Origin of the sequence: Parafrankia sp. EAN1pec (assembly GCF_000018005.1) — a bacterium.
In the GTDB taxonomy this organism is placed as follows: domain Bacteria; phylum Actinomycetota; class Actinomycetes; order Frankiales; family Frankiaceae; genus Parafrankia; species Parafrankia soli.
In genome coordinates this window covers 857,384-871,796 of sequence record NC_009921.1, presented here as the reverse complement: position 1 = coordinate 871,796, position 14,413 = coordinate 857,384, and the positions used below count along the sequence as shown (strand labels likewise).

The window sequence follows — 14,413 nt, the reverse complement described above, 5'->3', positions numbered from 1 at the left end:
GCCCCCTGATCACCTCAGCATTTGGGGTCGTCGTTCACCGGACGGCCGGTGTCGGCCCAGATGTTGGACTGGTCGAACTTCACCTGGCTGCCCTTGAACGCCTTGATCCCGTACAGGCAGTTGCGGCCGAACCGGTTGTTCACGAAGGTCACGTCACCGGCACCGTTGAGGGTGAAGCCGCCGCCGTTGATGAAGTTGCCGTCGAAGACAACCCGCGAGATCGGCCCGATATTCTGCCCGAACATGTAGCCGGCGTTACTCGACTCGCCGGTCGTCTCGTTGATGGGAATCAGGGTGTTGTGACGCAGCACGATGTTGCTGCCGCCGGTGGTCTGTACCGCGTCGTTGTGGCTGGACGGGGTCTGGGCGAGGTGATGAACGTACGAGTTCTCGATGAGGATGTTGTCGTTAATGAAGAAGCCGTCGATCGTGTTCGAGATGTTCACCCGGCGGGCGGTGAAGTCGGCGGTCGACATGCCGGAGTTCGAGGCGCCCTGCCCGTCGATGGTGACGTCCTCGACCAGCAGGTTCTGGCCGAGGTTCTTGATCACCGCGGAACCCGACGACCGGCAGGAGACCCGGGAGTTTCGGATGACGACGTTGTCGGCCTCCACTCGGATGCACCCGCGCACATCCCTGTTCTCGATCACCGTTCCCGCGCGGGTGATGCGCTGGTCACCGGAGAGGAGGGTCAGCGACGTCCCCGCCCGGACGCCAGTGGTGCTCGAGTTGGGCATGCCGGCCGGGATCGGCGTGATACCCGACCCACCCGGCGCGGGCGGTGCCGTGCTCGGGCGCGGTCGCTCACTCGTCGGCGCGCTGGGAGTCGCGCTCGTGCCAGGCCGCGGGCTGCCGCTCACCGGCGGGGACGCGCTCGGCTGGCCGCCCGTGGTCGCCGCCGGCCCCGTCGGGGCCGGCGATGACGGCCTCCCGATGAGAAGGGACGCATCGTCCGCGTAGAGGAACTGGCCGGCGGGAAGCCGGTCGGCGACGACCGCGAAGTCCAGCCGGTGGCCCGTGGCAGTCGCCCGCAGGGAGACCTCGACCTTTCGCCAGGTGGCATCGTTCAGGGTGACGTTGGTCAGGGCGCGTGCGGCCGTGCGGGCACCGTCGAGTTCGGTCAGCTTCAGCTGGACGCGGGTGCCCGGGGCGGTCGTGCGCACCCAGACGGCGCCGAGATAGGTCAGCCTGCCGCCGGTCCAGGTCACGGCGTCCGGGGTGTCGGTCAGGGTGATGGCGGGTACCCGGGCCCTGGCCGTGACGATCGCCGCGCCGGACCCGCTGCGGCCGGGCACCGTCGGGGACAGGCGAGCGCTCTCGGATGGCCCGGCCGACCAGCCCGCGACCGTGTTCTCGAAGCCAGGGTTCGGAAGGAAGTTCACACCGGTCTGGTATCGCGGCTCGGTGTCGGCCAGCTGGATGGGCTTCCCACCCGCATCGTCGCCCCCGAGCGCGGAGTACAGGATCACGCCGGTCGTCCCGCCGACCACGACAAGGAGACAGAGGGCGGATAGCAGGATCTTGCGTCTGGCGGTTCGGACCACGCGGTCACGCCTGCGCCGGTCACGCCGCCCCACCCGGCGGCCCGCGCCACGCGAATTCTGTGCGGGGCCGTCCGGCCTTGCCTCGTCCTCGATGATGCTCTGATGCATCTGCAGCCAGCTCCAGAAGATGGATGGCCAGGTTCACGGGAGCTGTCGCCTGCTGGCGGCCAGCGGCTTGGAACCCGTTGACAGAATGTGCACCCCCCCGTTGAGAGCACTCCCACCGGGGCAGCCCGGTTCAGCGGGCGCAGGCGGGATGCATTCATCAGGATGCTTTCAAACTGATTCCTCTGATTCCGCCGGTCTTTCTTGACATAAAGCAAGCATCGACGGCCGGCCGACAGCCACCGCCCGTCGACAGCCAGGGTCGCCAACAGCCAGGGCCTCGGAATTTGACACACAGCCGATAATCCATGCCTGGCAGGGTGGCTTATCCTACCCCGACCACTCCGCCTCGCCAATGGATACTCGTGGGGAGAGTGTGACATCCGGTCTGATGGACGCCATCGGATGGACACCGTCGGATGGACGCGGTCGGATGGACGCGGTCGGGCAGGCGCTGTCGGGCGGACGCTGTCGGGCGGACGCCGGAACGGTTGCTGAACGTCTGGGGGGCACGGTAACCGTACGAGACCGCCGGCACCCCGGTACGGCCAAGCGGAAGGAATTCCACACCGAGACCACATATGAGAAAGGACCTGCCGCGGCCTCGCAAACCGCCGCGGCACGACGCGGCTCCAGGCCCTCATGGTCCGTGCGAGCGGCACTGCACGGCACGACATCGCCAGGAATCACCGCCCCGAAGTGCGAGTTCCGCACCGGCGCCCCGGTCACCCGGGCGGGCCGGGGCGGCTCACCCCTCGTCTGTTCCCGGGGTCTCTGCCCGTTCCAGGTCGCGGGCGGCGATCACCGCCGCGTACACCTCCCGGGGTGACAGGGAGTACTCGGCGGCCACCGCCTTACGCGCGTCCCGCGCCGGCATGCCACCCGCCGTCAGGCGGGCCACCGCCGCGGCGAGCACCTCCGGCCCGGCCTGAGTGGGCGCCGCGAGACCAGCCCCCGGCCTGGCCGGTGCCGCGGCCGCGGCACCGGCCTTGTGCGGCCCCGTCCCTGCCCAGAGCGCGCCAACTGGTGCGCTCGCTCCGGCCTCCCGGGCGGGCCTGGCCGTCCCAGCGCTCGCGTCGCCGGCGATCACCAGGGTGAACTCGCCACGGACGGTGCGCCCGTCGCCGGCCCAGTCGACCAGGCCGGCCAGGTCGGTGCGGACGATCTCCTCCCAGGTCTTCGTGAGCTCCCGGCACAGCGTCGCCCGGCGCGGCCCGCCGAAGGCCTCCGCCAGGTCACGCAGCGACGCGCCCAGCCGGTGCGGCGACTCCAGGAAGACCATCGTCCGGCTCTCCGCGGCGAGCCCGCGCAGCCGTGACCGGCGTTCGCCCGCCTTGCGGGGCAGAAACCCCTCGAAGGTCCAGCGGTCCGAGGGCAGCCCGCTGACGGCCAGCGCCGCCGTGACCGCCGACGGCCCGGGGACCACGGTGATCGCCACCCCGGCCGCGGCCGCCGCCGCGACGACCCGGTAGCCGGGGTCGGAGACCGCGGGCATGCCCGCATCCGTGACGAGCGCGACGGTGCGGCCGGCGAGCAACTGCTCGGTGAGCATCTCCGCCCGGGCGCCCTCGACCGCGTCGTAACAGGAGACGACCCGCCCCGTGATCGTGATCCCGAGCGCGTGCGCGAGCCGGCGCACCCGGCGGGTGTCCTCGGCGGCGATCACGTCGGCGGTCGCGAGCACCTCGCCCAGCCGCGGGCTCGCGTCGCGCACGTCACCGATCGGGGCACCGCACAGCACGAGGGTCCCGGACACCCGACCAGTCTGCCAGGGGGCAGGACCTACCCTGATCGGTGTGACGGCGACGACGGCGCACCTACCCCGTTCCGAGACCGGCGCATCGGAGCCCAGCCGCCCGGAACCGGCCACTGCCGCCAGAACCGGCCGTACGCCGCGCGAGCGGCTGTGCCCGCCGATGCCCGGCGACCGCGCCGTCGGATGGCTGGCGCCCCTGTTCGTCGCCGTGACCGCCGGGGTCCTGCGGTTCTGGCGGATCACCGAGCCCCGCGGGCTGTACTTCGACGAGGTCTACTACGTCAAGGACGCCTGGGGCCTCATGACCGCCGGGTACGAGATCAACTCGAAGACCTGTGACGGGCCCGCCTACGTCGTCCACCCGCCGTTCGGCAAGTGGCTCATGGCCGCGTCGCAGTGGCTGTTCGGCTACGTCGACTGCGCGGGCACCCCGCACGGCAGCCCCGAGCTGGGCTGGCGCTTCTCGTCCGCGCTCGCGGGCACGCTGGCGGTGCTCGTGCTCGCCCGCGCGGCCCGCCGGATGTTCCGTTCGACAGTGCTCGGCTGCTTCGCCGGCCTCCTGCTCTCCATGGACGGGCTGGAGTTCGTGCAGAGCCGGATCGGCATCCTCGACATCTTCCTGATGACGGGCATCGTCATCGCCCTGGCCTGCCTGGTGCACGACCGTGACGACGGCCGGCGCCGGCTCGCCGACCGCCTCGACCAGGCCGCGGCCGGCGCCGGCCCGACGCCGGCCGACACGCGGTTCGGCCCCCGGCTCGGCCTGCGCCCGTGGCGGCTCGCGATGGGCCTGGCCCTCGGCGCGTCCATGGGGGTCAAGTGGAGCGCGCTGTACACGATCGTCGGCTTCGCCGCGCTCGCGCTGGCCTGGGACGTCGGTGCCCGCCGCACTGCCGGCGCCCACTCCCCCGTGCTGGGCGCACTGCGCCGGGACCTGCCCGGATGGCTGACGGGCTGCGTCGCGGTGCCCGTCGTGACCTTCCTGGCGACCTGGACGGGCTGGTTCGTCACCGACGGCGGCTGGTACCGCGACCGGTACGGGCACGGTTTCCTCGCCGCCTGGCACGGCTGGTGGGACTACCAGATGGAGGTGCTGCACTTCCACGAGGGCCTGTCCGACTCGCACCCGTTCCGGTCGACCCCGATGAGCTGGCTGGTGCTCGGCCGGCCGATCGCCTACTTCTACAGCTCCCCGGCGTATGGCGCCGAGGGCTGCACGGCGGTCAACGGCTGCTCGCGGGAGGTCATCGCGCTGGGCAACCCCGCCGTGTGGTGGGGCGGGACGGCGGCGCTGGTCGGCTCGCTGGCGCTGTGGGTGCGCGCCCGTGACTGGCGGGCGGCGCTGGTGCTCGTAGGCTTCGGCTCGGCGTTCCTGCCCTGGCTGCTGTTCCCCAGCCGGACGATGTTCTTCTTCTACGCGCTGCCCTCGCTGCCGTTCCTGGTGCTGGGGCTGACGGCGATGGCAGGGCTGGCCCTCGGGCCGCGCGACGCGTCCGAGACCAGGCGGCTCGCCGGCGCGCTGTCCGTCGGCGTGTACACGGTGATCGTGGTCCTGTTGTTCGCCTACTTCTACCCGATCCTGGCCGCCGAGGTGATTCCTTATTCATCTTGGCGAATACGTATGTGGTTTCCCGGGTGGATCTGACGGAATCAGCCCCGGACAGGGCCTCCACCCAGGGCGGGAGCGCCCGGAGAGAGCCGCCCGGGGCCCGCCGATCGGCGTGACGGCGGGTGCCAGCCCGACAAACAGACCACAGCCGTGTCTCATGTCACCTTTGCCGGAAAGTCCCCCTACCGGCGGCCACATCATGAAGTGGCACCATCACTAAGAGAAGGTCTCGGCAGAGTGAGGCCGGCACGGGGGAGACATTTCGACATGGCCAGTCACCGAAAGTCCACACCGACGGTAGCTAGCAGCAGCACACCACCGCCGAACGAGGGGGGTCACGCACGCCCCGACAACCCGATCGGGGATCGTGGATCGGTCACCACGTCCCTTGGCCGCGGAGACGGGGAGGCCCTGACGGGTCTCCTCGACACGATCGGTCACCGGCCACGGGTGTCCGGGGGACCAGGACTGAGAGGAAAGAGCATGGCGGATGTGTCGGTGCGCTTCGCGATGACCGATGACAGCGAGATCGTTCTGAACCTCTCGCTCACCCAGGCGATCCGTCTCACCGAGGCGATCGCGTCCAAGGTCAGCCAGGCCATGACCGAACAGCCGCGGGCCGGCATGAACGGCAGCAACGCCTATGGCCCGGGTGTGCGTCCGGGGCCGTACTCGACCTCCTGAGTCCCCACCGGGCAGCGTCCCGGCGAAACCTTAGGCGGCCCCGGCCAGCCGGCGCCGTCCGTCACCGCAGCGGGTACCCCGACGGCGGTCCGGCGGGCGGCCCCACGCCCGGCCGGCCGGGGGTTCCCACCACCACGTCGGGACGTACCCGATCAGCCCGCACGGCGTCGGCGCGGGCTGCTTCGGCGCGGGCGGCTTCAGCCCGCATCGCTTCGGCCCGCTGTATTTCGGCTCGCCGCATCTCTGCCCGCAGCGTTTCGGCCCTCGCCATCTCCAGGCGCGCCGCCTCCGATCGGCCGAGGTCCGAGCGGTCAGGATCCGAGCGGTCGAGGTCCGAACGCCCAGGGCCAGACCGGCCGACGTCGGACCGCGCCGGATCGGCGCGCCCGACGAAGACATCGGGCCGCGGCGCCTCGCGCCGAGCCGGGTCCGCCGGGCGTCCCACCTCGGCGACCGGCCGGTCCCCACCAGGGCTCCCGACCGTCACGTCCTGGCGCCGCGCCGCCGGCGGACGTCCACCGGCGGGCAGCCCGGCCGCGCCGCCGGGAACGCCCACGGGAGCCGCGGGCCGCCCCACAGCCACATCGGCCCGCCCGACAGCGACCTCGGAACGCCCGGCGGCCACGTCGGTACGCCCGGCGCTGCGCGCGCCCCCGGCATCGGCACGGGCGGCATCCAGGCGGGCCGCGTCGAGGCGCGCGATGTCCCGGCGGGCGGCGTCCAGACGGGCGGCGGCATCGCGGCGCGCGGCGTCCGGGCCCGCGGGATCCAGGCGCGCGGTGTCCGGGTGCGGGACGTCGTCCGGCGGCGGGCCGGTGAGCTCGGCTATCAGCGCGTTCAGCAGGCTCAGGTCGCGGCGGCGTATCTCCGCCGCCGACGCGGCGTCGCCGTGGCCCGGGGCCAGCGCCGCGCGCACCCGGCCAAGCCGGGCACGCAGCGCGCCGACGTCCGCCGCGGCCAGCAGCCCCTCCCGCAGCACCAGGACGACGTGGCCGCCGTGGTCGACGACGTCGAAGGGCTGGCTCATCTCCATCGTGACCACCCGGATGCCCACCGGGGCCTCCTGGTCGTAGACCAGGCAGAGCTTGTCCTCGGCGAGGACCTCCGCGGAGCCGTCGTCCCACAGCACCGTCGCCCGGGCGGTCGACGGCGCGGCCGAGGGCACCGCATCGACCCGGACGCCGCCCCCGACCGGCTGCGCCTCCTCGTGTGACGCCGGATGCACGGACAGCACCGTGCCACGACGAGACCACACCCCGCCACCAAGATCGTCCACCGGGAAAACCCGGTCGCCACGGGCGAACATGACAAGGCTGGCTCGACCGTCCGCGATGGTCGGCAGCTGCTCGGTCATGGCGCGATCGTAGGGCGCCCGCCCAGGCACCGGGCACCCGAGACCCTCCACAGACCGCCGGGCCCTCCGCCGCGCCCCCGTCCCGCGACGGTCGCCGCAGCGGCGACTTCACCGTCAGAACAGGGACTTCCGCCCCGGGCCACCCGCCCGGAGCCCCCCGCGCCGGGCTACTCCCGGCCTACCCCGATCGGGTAGAAGGGGGCACTTTCGGCGGTGGCCGCCGGCCCGGCGGGACGGGCGGGATGGCCTGCCCGCTGGGATACCTTCGGCTGACCACGCCGAAGTGGGCTGCAGTGACCACTCCCCGAGGCGACGCACCGCCCGCCCGGGGCTTCCCGCAAGGCCCGTCCTCCGGCCGCGCCCGGACATCCCCACCCGCGGAGGTCCGCATGCCCGCATCCGACTACCCGCCGATCGAGGAGCACGCGGTCATCGGCGACCTGCGCACCGTGGCCCTGGTCGCCACGGACGGCACGATCGACTGGTACTGCCCGCAGCGCTTCGACGGTCCGTCGGTCTTCGCGAGCCTGCTCGACGCCGACCGCGGCGGCTCCTTCCGCATCCACTGCTCGCAGTCGAAGGCCAAGCAGCTCTACCTGCCCGACTCGAACGTCCTGATGACCCGCTTCCTCACGCCGCACTCGGTGGGCGAGGTCGTCGACTTCATGGTCCCGGTCGACAACGACCTGACCGAGACGCCGCACGTGGTCGTCCGCCAGGCCCGCGCCGTGCGCGGCACCGCCGGGTTCCGGCTGCGCTGCGACCCCCGGTTCGACTACGGACGGGCGTCCCACACGGTGACGCTGGTGCCCGGCGCCGGCGCGGTCTTCGAGTCGGCCACCGGCACCCTTGTGCTGCGCACGGCGCTGCCGCTGCGGGTCGACGGCACCGCGGTCGCCTGCGACTTCGAGCTGGCGACGGGCGAGACGGCCGACATCGTCCTCGAGTGGGACTCCCGGATCCGCCCGCTGCAGCCCGGCGAGGCCGACAACCTGTTCACCCGGACGCTGGAGTACTGGCAGACGTGGGTGCGCCGGGGCCGGTACCACGGCCGCTGGCGGGAGATGGTGCTGCGCTCGGCGCTGGTACTCAAGCTGCTGGTCTACCGCCCGACCGGAGCACTCATCGCGGCGCCGACCACCTCCCTGCCGGAGGAGCTGGGCGGGGTGCGCAACTGGGACTACCGCTACACCTGGATCCGCGACGCGGCGTTCACCACCTACGCGCTGATGGCCCTCGGGTTCACCGAGGAGGCCGCCGCGTTCATGGACTGGCTCGAGCAGCGCTGCAAGGAGGCGCCGCCCGAGCTCGGCCTGGGCGTGCTGTACAGCGTGGACGGCAACGCCGACCTGGACGAGATCGTCCTCGACCACCTCGCCGGCTACCGGGGCTCGAAGCCGGTGCGCATCGGCAACGGCGCCGCCGGCCAGCTTCAGATCGACATCTACGGCGAGCTGATGGACTCGGTGTACCTGTACAACAAGCGGGTCCCGATCTCCTTCCAGCTGTGGGAGGCGCTCGGCCGTCAGCTCGACTGGCTGGCCAGGCACTGGGAGCAGCCCGACGAGGGCATCTGGGAGACCCGGGGCGGACGGCAGCGCTTCACCTACTCGGCGGTCATGACCTGGGTGGCGTTCGAGCGTGCCTGCCGGATCTCCCGGCAGCGCGGTCTGCCCGGGCCCACCAACGACTGGAAGGACCACGCCGGGCGGGCCTACCGGTTCGTCCAGAACGAGGCCTGGGATCCCCGGAAGGGGGCCTACATGGAGTTCCCGGGCTCGCCGCGGCTGGACGCCTCGCTGCTGTGCATGCCGCTCGTGAAGTTCTCCGGCCCGACCGACCCCCGCTTCCTGTCGACGCTGGACCGGGTCGGCTCGGAGCTGGTGAGCGACAGCCTGGTGCGCAGGTACGCCGCGGACGGCAGCGACGGCCTGACCGGGGACGAGGGCACGTTCAACCTGTGCTCGTTCTGGTACGTGGAGGCGCTGACCCGTGCCGGCCGCACGACCGAGGCCCGGCTGGTCTTCGAGAAGATGCTCACCTACGCCAACCACGTGGGGCTCTACGCCGAGGAGATCGGCCCCTCCGGCGAGGCCCTGGGCAACTTCCCGCAGGCCTTCACCCACCTAGCCCTGATCAGCGCGGCGATCCACCTGGACCGCGCCTTGGGCTGAGCCGACCGGGCGGTGTCTTGCCTCGGACACCCCACCCGGAAGGGTCACCGGGCCACCTATCCTGGCAATCCGGTCCCTGGTGGCCCGGTTCTGGCGGTCCAGCCCTGGCGGCGGTCCGGTCCCGGTAGTCCGGTCGCGGCGCCGCCGGTCGCACCGGCGCGCGGCGGCAGGCCCGGGTGAGCGCGCCCGGCGAGGAGGTGGAGGCGTTGGTCGGCCCACACCCGCCCGGCGGCCCGGACGACCCGCTCCACGGCCCCACCACCGTGCTCGGCAACTCCGCGGCCCCGCAGGCGCCACCCGTCACAGCACCGCAGGCGCCTCCCGCCGCGGCACCAGAGCAATCACCCGCCCCGGCACGGCAGGCGCGACCTGCCCCCGTCCCTGGCCCGCAGGCACCACCCGCACCAGCCCGGGTGGGCGGGGGCGAGACTTATGGCGACCTCACCCGACGGCTGATCGAGACGTCGGTCTGGACGGACCGCATGCTCGCCGACGCCGGCATCCCCGTCCACGACGCACCCCTGGTCACGGTGGGCGGTGGGATCGGCTCGTTCGTCCTGGTCGACTACCTGCGCATCGCGGGCGCGCCGACCTCGGCGATCCGGGTGCTGTCCAACATCGACACCCCCTGGCAGACCTACCGGTACCTGACCCGGGTCTCGCAGATCCCCGACCACGAGCGCATCCGCTCGGACTCGAGCTCGACCCCGGACAACATCTGGGCCTTCCCGTCCTACGCGGTGCGGGAGGCGTTCGCGGCCCGAGGCCCGCGCGGGTTCGTCGAACCGCTGTGGCGGGTCGCGACCGAGCCACTGCTGTCGGACTACTTCACCCCCCGCATCAGGATGGTCTTCGACGGCATGGCCCGGGAGGCCGCCCGGATCTCGTACCCCGAGATGCTGGTCTCCGGGCAGGTGCGGATGGTCCGCCGCCGCGCGGACGGGGGGTACCTGACCGTCCTCACCCCCCCGGCCGGACGGTCCGCGACGAAGCGGATCGCCTACCGCAGCCGGTACGTCCACCTGGGCGTCGGCTACCCGGGGCTGAAGTTCCTCCCGGACCTGCAGGAGTACCGCTCCCGGTATGGGGACGTGCGGCGGGTCGTCAACGCCTACGAGCCGCACGAGCACGTCTACGACGAGCTGATCCGGCACCCGGCGACCGTCGTGGTGCGCGGGGCGGGCATCGTGGCCTCCCGCATCCTCGACCGGCTGATCACCGACCGCGACCGGCACGGGGCGAGGACGCACATCGTGCACCTGTTCCGCACGTATGTGCGCGGCTCGCACGGCCCCAGCGTGTTCATGCGCCGCCGGGGCGGCGACGGCTGGGCCTACCAGGGGTTCAACTACCCGAAGTCGGTCTGGGGCGGCCAGCTGAAGGCACGCATGCGCACGCTGGAGGGCGACGAGCGGAAGGCGCTCTACGACACGATCGGCGGGACGAACACCCCCCGCCGGCGCCGGTGGCAGGCTCAGCTCGCCCGCGGCCGGCACGAGGGCTGGTATGTGACCCGGGTGGGCGAGGTGGAGCGGCTCACCCCCGGAACGGACGGAACGGTAGTCACCCGGGTCCGCACCGCCGACGGGATGCTGGAGGTGCCGGCGGCGTACGTCATCGACGCCACCGGCCTGGTGGCGGACATCCGCGAGCACCGGGTGCTGGCAGACCTGCTCGACCACTCCGGAGCCGGGCACAACCCGCTCGGCCGGCTGGACGTGGAGCGGACCTTCGAGGTCCGCGGGACCCGCAACGGGCCGGGGCGGCTCTACGCCTCGGGCGCGGCGACCCTCGGCGGCTACTTCCCGGGCGTCGACACCTTCCTCGGTCTGCAGATCGCCGCCCAGGAAATCTGTGACGACCTGGCCGCGGAGGGATTCGTGCCCCGGATAGGGGTGGCACGTTCGGTGTCGCAGTGGGTGCGTTGGATGCGCAACCAACCGGTCTGACGCCGCACACGATCGGAGAAAATCGCCTCATGGTGCCGACCCTGGCCGGACGGCTTCAGACCCGCCTGTTCCTACTCGCCACCGTCGGGGTCGCTCTGACGGCGCTGATCGCCCCGCTGCTGCCCACCGAGGCATCTGCCGGGGCCACGTGGCGGGCGAGTTTCGGCGTGCTGTGCGCGGTAGCCCTTCTCGGGCTGGGCTGGGAGCCCGTCTACCACGGGCTGCAACAGTTCCGCTGGGAGAAGGACTGGCCGACGATGTTCGGCCTGCTCACCGCGGTGAACGAGGGCCTGCTGGTGTGGCTGGCGGCGCGGGCGGGCGCCGTTCCGGGTGCGGACAGCGTCGAAGGAAAGGCCTTCCTCGTCCATTTCGGGCTCGTCTGGCTGGCGGTGTGGCTCTGCGCGAACGGCCCGATGCGCGTCCCGTTCCTGCGGTGGCGTTTCCACGGTGGCCGACTACTCTGACGGCGGTGCCGCCGCCTTCCCGGGGCCTTACCACGTTCGCCGCGGCCGCCGCACCGCTGCCCCGCCGGTGGGGTCCGCACAGCGACACCGGAGGTTCCAACCACCGCTCTCGCGGCAGGATAAGTGCGGTACGCCGTGCGCGGGTGCCGCTAGTCTGAAGATCGGTACCGTTTGCACGGCGCGGGTGGGCGGCGAAGGGCGAGGCAATGGCGGGACTAGACCGTTTCCGGGTCGTGGTCGGCACGGGGCACGGCGGGCACACGGGCGTGGTCGTCAGACTGCCCGGGGTGCTGGTCGTCGCCCACGTGGGCCGACCCGAGACCACCGAGACCACCAAGCGGCTGCTCGCCCTGTGCGCCGAGGTGGCCGGCGAGGCCGGCACGGCCGCGACGATGGGCCGCCGCCTCGTCCGCCGCGTCGCCGGACTGCTGGCCGACGCCGATCCGGACCGCGTCCCCGACTTCAGCCTCCTCACGACGGTCAACGACCGGGTCGCCGCGCTCGTCCACGGCGCGATGGACGTCGTCGCGACCGGCCTGTCCCCCGTCTCGCTGTCCGGGGTGGATTCGGCTACCTGGGTCGACCGCCTGCTGCCCGCCGAGATCACCCGGCTGGAGGTCGGGCCGACCGGCACGATCGGCGACGGCGCCCCCACCGGCGGCATCGACGACCTGGGCTTCCCGCTGGACCTGCGGATCGGCGCGGTGCCGGGCACCGCGGTGAGCCTGGTGGCCGACGACTCCCCGGCGCTGCCCGCCCCGAAGGCCTCGACCGACGCGCTGCTGGCCGGCTTCGAGTCGCCGCGCGAGCCGATGACGGGGGCGGCGCCGATCCCCACCTCGGGCGCCCGCATGCCCGACCCGCTCTCCACCGCTCCGCCGGCGCTCACCCCGCTGCTGAGCAAGGAGGAGGAGGCGCACCGGATGCGCGCGGCCGCCGAGCCGACGCAGGCCGCCGACTTCGACGAGCTCGAGGAGGACCCGCCCACGGAGCTCGCCGGCAGGGAGCCGGCGCCCTCCGGGCACTCGTCCGGGCACCAGCACGGGGGCGGGCACAGCTCGATGGGCTCGATGGGCCACACTCCGGGCGGCCCTCCCGGCCTGCACGACGATCTCGGCGACGACCTCGACGACGACCACGACGCCATGACGCAGCTGCCGGGGCAGACCTTCACCGTCTCCGACCTCATCGAGGACGACGAGGCGCAGACGATCCTGCCGAACCCGTCGCAGCCCCAGGTCGAGGGCGTCCTGTGCGCCCACGGCCACTTCAACCACCCGCAGGCGCCCTACTGCGCCGAGTGCGGCCTCTCGCTGGCCCAGCAGACGAACCGGACGGTGCTCGGCCCCCGGCCGCCGGTGGGCGTCCTGGTGTTCGACGACGGCCAGACCGTCAACGTCGACACGGACCTCGTGATCGGGCGTCAGCCGGACCGCGACGAGGCCGTCCGCGCCGGCAACGCGCGCCCGCTGCCCGTCGAGGACGGCGAGAGCGCCGTGTCCCGGGTCCACGCGGTGATCACCCTGACCGGGTGGGACGCGGTCATCACCGACCGCGGGTCGGCGAACGGCACCTACATCGCCCCGCCGGAGGCGACGGTGTGGACCCCGCTGAACCCGCACCAGCCCGCCCCGCTCGTCCCCGGGACCCGCGTCCAGGTCGGCAAGCGGACCTTCGTCTTCAACTCACACCTGCAGGTCTGAGCGCCCCGGGAAGCGCCCCGGGAAGCGCCCGGGACGGCCGGCCCCGTGCCGGCCGGATACTCACCGGGGGCCGGGTGACCTGGCCGCGCGGGCGGTTCGCCCCTGACCGGGCGCCGTCCGTGGGCCACACTGGACGGTGATGAGCCGAGCCGACGAAGACCGGGGCGTGAGCGCCATGCCACGTGACAGCAGAACCGCAGACGGCACACGCGCCGAGACCGACGCGGCGGCACCCAGGGCCTCCACCGCGGCCGGAAGCGGGCCGGCGGCGGGGGCACGGGCCGACCGCGCGCCGGCCTGGGTCCGGCTCTGGTGGACGCCGCTCGTCCTGTTCGCCGTCCTCGGGCTGCTCGCCGGCGGCGCCGGCCTGCGCATGCTGCTGGACCGCCCGCCCGCCGACAACTCGGTCGACGTGGGCTTCGCCCGGGACATGTCCGAGCACCACTCCCAGGCCGTCCAGATGGCGATGGTCGAGTTCAGCCACGGAGGCAATGCGGACGTCCGCAACATGGCCCAGGACATCGCGCTCAGCCAGCAGCGGGAGATCGGCGTCATGGACACGTGGCTGTCCGGCTGGGGCCGTACCTCGACGTCCGCCAACGCGCCCATGGCCTGGATGGCCGATGACAGCGCCGGCGCCGGCGGCCACGGCGACCACGGCACCGCGGGGACCGGCGCGATGACCGACGGAACCATGCCCGGCGGCGGCATGACCGACAGGACCGGGGAGACCGTGCGGATGCCGGGCATGGCGACCGAGTCCGAGCTCGGCGCGCTCGCGGCGGCGAGCGGGCGCGACCTGGACGTCCAGTTCCTGACCCTGATGATCCACCACCACCGTGGCGGCGTGGCCATGGCGCAGTACGCCTCGATGCACGCCGACGGCGACCGGGTGCGGGCGCTGGCCCGGGCGATGGTGGTCAACCAGGCCTGGGAGATCGACCAGATGCAGCGGTACCTCGAGCAGTTGGGCGCGCCGCGGGCCTGACCCGGAGGGCCCGTAGATCCGGTTTCGAGGGCTTTGTATCGTCATATCTGACCTACCGGAAGAGTTGGGGGACGTCCCCGCTG

The 14,413-nt window shown here is 72.7% G+C and carries 10 protein-coding genes; 7 read left to right on the top strand and 3 right to left on the bottom strand.

Features of this window, described 5'->3' with window-relative positions; translation table 11 throughout:
- Window positions 1-14: 14 nt before the first annotated feature.
- Complete coding sequence (locus FRANEAN1_RS03620) at window positions 15-1,652, bottom strand: carbohydrate-binding CenC domain-containing protein (RefSeq protein ID WP_020458395.1); 1,638 nt, start codon at window positions 1,650-1,652, stop codon at window positions 15-17.
- 745 nt (window positions 1,653-2,397) lie between these two features.
- Complete coding sequence (gene rsmI, locus FRANEAN1_RS03615) at window positions 2,398-3,405, bottom strand: 16S rRNA (cytidine(1402)-2'-O)-methyltransferase (protein WP_020458394.1); 1,008 nt, start codon at window positions 3,403-3,405, stop codon at window positions 2,398-2,400.
- A gap of 40 nt (window positions 3,406-3,445) precedes the next feature.
- On the opposite strand from rsmI, the gene FRANEAN1_RS03610 reads away from it, so the two are divergent.
- Window positions 3,446-5,050: a phospholipid carrier-dependent glycosyltransferase gene (locus FRANEAN1_RS03610; protein ID WP_020458393.1), complete on the top strand. Its 1,605-nt coding sequence runs from the start codon at window positions 3,446-3,448 to the stop codon at window positions 5,048-5,050.
- A gap of 447 nt (window positions 5,051-5,497) precedes the next feature.
- Complete coding sequence (locus FRANEAN1_RS03605) at window positions 5,498-5,698, top strand: hypothetical protein (protein ID WP_018502051.1); 201 nt, start codon at window positions 5,498-5,500, stop codon at window positions 5,696-5,698.
- Between the two features lie 61 nt (window positions 5,699-5,759).
- Here the strand turns inward: FRANEAN1_RS03605 and FRANEAN1_RS03600 are convergent, their stop codons facing one another.
- The gene (locus tag FRANEAN1_RS03600) at window positions 5,760-7,052 is read right to left on the bottom strand and encodes a hypothetical protein (RefSeq protein ID WP_041253661.1); all 1,293 of its coding nucleotides are present in this window, start codon (window positions 7,050-7,052) and stop codon (window positions 5,760-5,762) included.
- A gap of 389 nt (window positions 7,053-7,441) precedes the next feature.
- Here FRANEAN1_RS03600 and FRANEAN1_RS03595 point away from each other — a divergent pair, with 389 nt between their 5' ends.
- The 5 genes from FRANEAN1_RS03595 to FRANEAN1_RS03575 all read left to right on the top strand — a co-directional run bounded on the left by FRANEAN1_RS03595 (window position 7,442) and on the right by FRANEAN1_RS03575 (window position 14,330).
- Window positions 7,442-9,226 (top strand): glycoside hydrolase family 15 protein, encoded by a 1,785-nt coding sequence (locus FRANEAN1_RS03595; protein ID WP_020458391.1) that lies wholly within the window; start codon window positions 7,442-7,444, stop codon window positions 9,224-9,226.
- Window positions 9,227-9,402: 176 nt separating this feature from the next.
- On the top strand, window positions 9,403-11,175 hold the full coding sequence (locus FRANEAN1_RS03590) for a hypothetical protein (RefSeq protein ID WP_198145455.1): 1,773 nt from the start codon (window positions 9,403-9,405) through the stop codon (window positions 11,173-11,175).
- A 29-nt stretch (window positions 11,176-11,204) separates the two neighbouring features.
- A complete protein-coding gene (locus tag FRANEAN1_RS03585; protein ID WP_020458389.1) occupies window positions 11,205-11,639 on the top strand; it encodes a hypothetical protein in 435 nt (144 codons plus the stop codon).
- Window positions 11,640-11,845: 206 nt separating this feature from the next.
- Complete coding sequence (locus FRANEAN1_RS03580; protein ID WP_020458388.1) at window positions 11,846-13,342, top strand: FHA domain-containing protein; 1,497 nt, start codon at window positions 11,846-11,848, stop codon at window positions 13,340-13,342.
- Between the two features lie 139 nt (window positions 13,343-13,481).
- Window positions 13,482-14,330 (top strand): DUF305 domain-containing protein, encoded by an 849-nt coding sequence (locus tag FRANEAN1_RS03575; protein ID WP_049795573.1) that lies wholly within the window; start codon window positions 13,482-13,484, stop codon window positions 14,328-14,330.
- Window positions 14,331-14,413 lie beyond the last annotated feature (83 nt).

Coding starts and splice junctions, on each gene's coding strand:
- FRANEAN1_RS03620 (WP_020458395.1), bottom strand. CDS start 1,652: ATGCATCAGAGCATCATCGAGGACGAGGCAAGGCCGGACGGCCCCGCA.
- FRANEAN1_RS03605 (WP_018502051.1), top strand. CDS start 5,498: ATGGCGGATGTGTCGGTGCGCTTCGCGATGACCGATGACAGCGAGATC.
- FRANEAN1_RS03600 (WP_041253661.1), bottom strand. CDS start 7,052: ATGACCGAGCAGCTGCCGACCATCGCGGACGGTCGAGCCAGCCTTGTC.
- FRANEAN1_RS03595 (WP_020458391.1), top strand. CDS start 7,442: ATGCCCGCATCCGACTACCCGCCGATCGAGGAGCACGCGGTCATCGGC.
- FRANEAN1_RS03585 (WP_020458389.1), top strand. CDS start 11,205: ATGGTGCCGACCCTGGCCGGACGGCTTCAGACCCGCCTGTTCCTACTC.
- FRANEAN1_RS03580 (WP_020458388.1), top strand. CDS start 11,846: ATGGCGGGACTAGACCGTTTCCGGGTCGTGGTCGGCACGGGGCACGGC.
- FRANEAN1_RS03575 (WP_049795573.1), top strand. CDS start 13,482: ATGAGCCGAGCCGACGAAGACCGGGGCGTGAGCGCCATGCCACGTGAC.